The following is a 2408-nucleotide window of genomic DNA, read 5'->3' as shown; positions in this document are numbered from 1 at the left end:
TTGAATAATATAGCACAGATACTTAGGCTTGTGCAACCCTTTTTTAAAAATTCTTTTTGCTCCGATTAAAATCACACGCTACGACAAAAGGACGGATCAGGGGTTCCCTGTCCGCCGCTCGTATCCCTGCCTATAGATTCGTCCATTTCGAGCTGTTATGCCCTTCTACAGAACAAGCCATTGCAAGCCCGCCATCATCGCAATCCCCGGCACGCCCAATGCCACCACTACAGCAATCGTTGCCGGGTTGAGCGGAATGTAGAAGCCGGAGATGAATCCAGAAAAATTGAGCACATACAGGGCAATCGCGGCCATCGTAAGATGCAGACCGAACCGCTTCAACCATGACCAGGACATTCGCCGCTTAACCAGGACACCGACGAGCAATAGCGACGAAACGACAAGCAACGATAGCCATACAAGATTCATCCGGCTTCACTGCCTTCGTAGCCGTGTTTTTTTACAGCCATACGTTTAGCATGCCTTAGCAGCATCTCATACCTTTTTTCCGCCGCCTCGATCGCGAAAATTGCATAATCGATCTGATCCTGTCCCTCCGCATACTCAAAATGCCGTTTCGCATTAATCCAGTCCTGCTGCGCCTCTTGAATCTCCTTTAACAACTCCTCCGCCTGCTGCTCCGCTTCCTCCCGCTCCCTGCCCTTTGTCCTCATCAAGCTCCATCGCTGCAGCATATCCATCTGCACCCCTCCCGCTTGTCCGGTATACCGCTCCTGTTACCATTCTATTAACCTCGACTCTCTCTTAGAACCGAATACTGTACAAGGGAACAAAACGGCGCTGCAAATAAAAAACGGCCCAGCCTTAGGCTGAACCGTCGTTGAACTGTTATGTTACTCGCACTCTTACTCGCGGCGTGAACGCCGCTATCCCAGCTCTCGCCGGCCCTCCAGCGCCCGCGAGAGTGTCACCTCGTCGGCGTACTCCAGATCGCCGCCGACCGGCAGGCCGTGCGCAATCCGGGTCACCTTGATGCCGAAGGGCTTGACCAGCCGCGAGATGTACATCGCTGTCGCTTCGCCTTCGATATTGGGATTGGTCGCGAGGATCAGCTCCTGGACCTGCTCGTCGCTCAGTCGCTGGAGCAGCTCGGCGATCCGAATCTCCTCCGGCCCGACTCCCTCCATCGGCGAGATCGCGCCCTGCAGCACATGGTACTGGCCCAGGAACTCCTTGGTGCGCTCCATCGCCACGACATCCTTGGACTCCTGCACGACGCAGATCACCGACCGATCGCGCGCCTTGTCCTGACAGACGCGACAAGGATCGATATCGGTAATATTGCAGCAGACGGAGCAATAATGAAGATTTCGCTTCACGCTGACCAGCGCCTTGGCGAAATCGATGACATCGTCCTCCTTCATCCGGAGGACGTAAAACGCGAGCCGGGCCGCTGTTTTGGGACCGATGCCCGGAAGTCTGGAGAACGAGTCGATCAATCTGGCTATCGGTTCGGGGTATTGCACGTCTGCCGCAGCTCCTCTCTTGCCGGATTGCTATGTCAGCAATTCCGTCGTTCCTAGAACAACCCCGGGATCTTCATGCCGCCGGTGAACTTGCTCATGTCCTGATTGGACAGCTCCTCCGCCTTGGTAATGGCGTCATTGACGGCTGTCAGTACGAGATCCTGCAGCATCTCGACATCGTCCGGGTCGACTGCTTCCGGCTTGATCTTAATATCGAGCAGTTTTTTATGACCGCTCATCGTAGCCGTGACGACACCGCCGCCTGCGCTGCCTTCGACAGTCTTGCCCTCGAGCGCTTCCTGCGCCTTCAGCATCTGCTCCTGCATTTTCTTCACTTGCTTCATCATCTGGTTCATGTTATTCATCGCTTAGCTCACCTCATTGGATTAGTGGACAGGATGGATGCCGGACTCGGACATCGGCTCCCGCTTACTTCTCTTGGTCGGTTACGACCACCAGTTCCTCGCCGAACAGCTTCACCGCTTCCTCGATCCATTCCGGCTGACTCGCTGCCTGCTCAGGCTCCTCCGCCTCCATGACGAGCGGCTCGGCTGCAGCCGGCGCGTCCTCAGCCGCGTTGGTCCAGTCCTTCATCATCACGGTTACGAAGCGGACCGGCCTCTGGAATACATCCTCGAGCACCCGCTCGATTACCTCGCGGTGGGCCGGTTTCTCTGTCGTCTCGCGATGGATCGTGTTCTTGAACGCGATCAGCACCGTATCGTCAGCTATTGATACCGGCTCGCCATCGATCAGCCAGGCATGAATCGTGATCCGCGCTTCCTTGACCCGCTGCAGCACCTCGCCCCACTGCATGCGGATGCGCTGGCACGCCTCGCTGTCCTTTGCGGCGACATAGCCATGCAGCTTGACCGGCGTCCGCAGTGTGCCGCCGCCGGTGCTGCCGCCACGGCTGCCGAA

Annotated in this window: 4 protein-coding genes and 1 pseudogene; all 5 read right to left on the bottom strand. The window is 56.7% G+C overall.

Features of this window, described 5'->3' with window-relative positions; translation table 11 throughout:
• Positions 1 to 165 precede the first annotated feature (165 nt).
• Positions 166 to 429, bottom strand: coding sequence for a pro-sigmaK processing inhibitor BofA family protein (locus PA598K_RS31225; RefSeq protein ID WP_128660685.1), 264 nt, complete (start codon positions 427 to 429; stop codon positions 166 to 168).
• Entirely contained in the window at positions 426 to 701 is a 276-nt protein-coding gene (locus PA598K_RS31220; protein ID WP_128660684.1) for a DUF2508 family protein, read from the bottom strand. Before PA598K_RS31220 ends, PA598K_RS31225 begins: the two co-directional genes overlap by 4 nt.
• 186 nt (positions 702 to 887) lie before the next feature.
• Complete coding sequence (recR, locus tag PA598K_RS31215) at positions 888 to 1487, bottom strand: recombination mediator RecR (RefSeq protein ID WP_128660683.1); 600 nt, start codon at positions 1485 to 1487, stop codon at positions 888 to 890.
• A gap of 53 nt (positions 1488 to 1540) precedes the next feature.
• Positions 1541 to 1852 (bottom strand): YbaB/EbfC family nucleoid-associated protein, encoded by a 312-nt coding sequence (locus tag PA598K_RS31210; RefSeq protein ID WP_128660682.1) that lies wholly within the window; start codon positions 1850 to 1852, stop codon positions 1541 to 1543.
• A 64-nt stretch (positions 1853 to 1916) separates the two neighbouring features.
• Positions 1917 to 2408: pseudogene (locus PA598K_RS38425) on the bottom strand (DNA polymerase III subunit gamma/tau); the annotation flags it as partial.

Origin of the sequence: Paenibacillus sp. 598K, from assembly GCF_003851045.1 — a bacterium.
Lineage (GTDB): Bacteria > Bacillota > Bacilli > Paenibacillales > Paenibacillaceae > Paenibacillus_D.
Note: the sequence above shows the minus strand (reverse complement) of the source record. Positions and strands in the feature narration are given on the sequence as shown.

What these genes read in the sequence shown, in the direction of transcription:
- PA598K_RS31210 (WP_128660682.1), bottom strand. Translation starts at nt 1,852, where the DNA reads ATGAATAACATGAACCAGATGATGAAGCAAGTGAAGAAAATGCAGGAG.
- PA598K_RS31220 (WP_128660684.1), bottom strand. Translation starts at nt 701, where the DNA reads ATGGATATGCTGCAGCGATGGAGCTTGATGAGGACAAAGGGCAGGGAG.
- PA598K_RS31225 (WP_128660685.1), bottom strand. Translation starts at nt 429, where the DNA reads ATGAATCTTGTATGGCTATCGTTGCTTGTCGTTTCGTCGCTATTGCTC.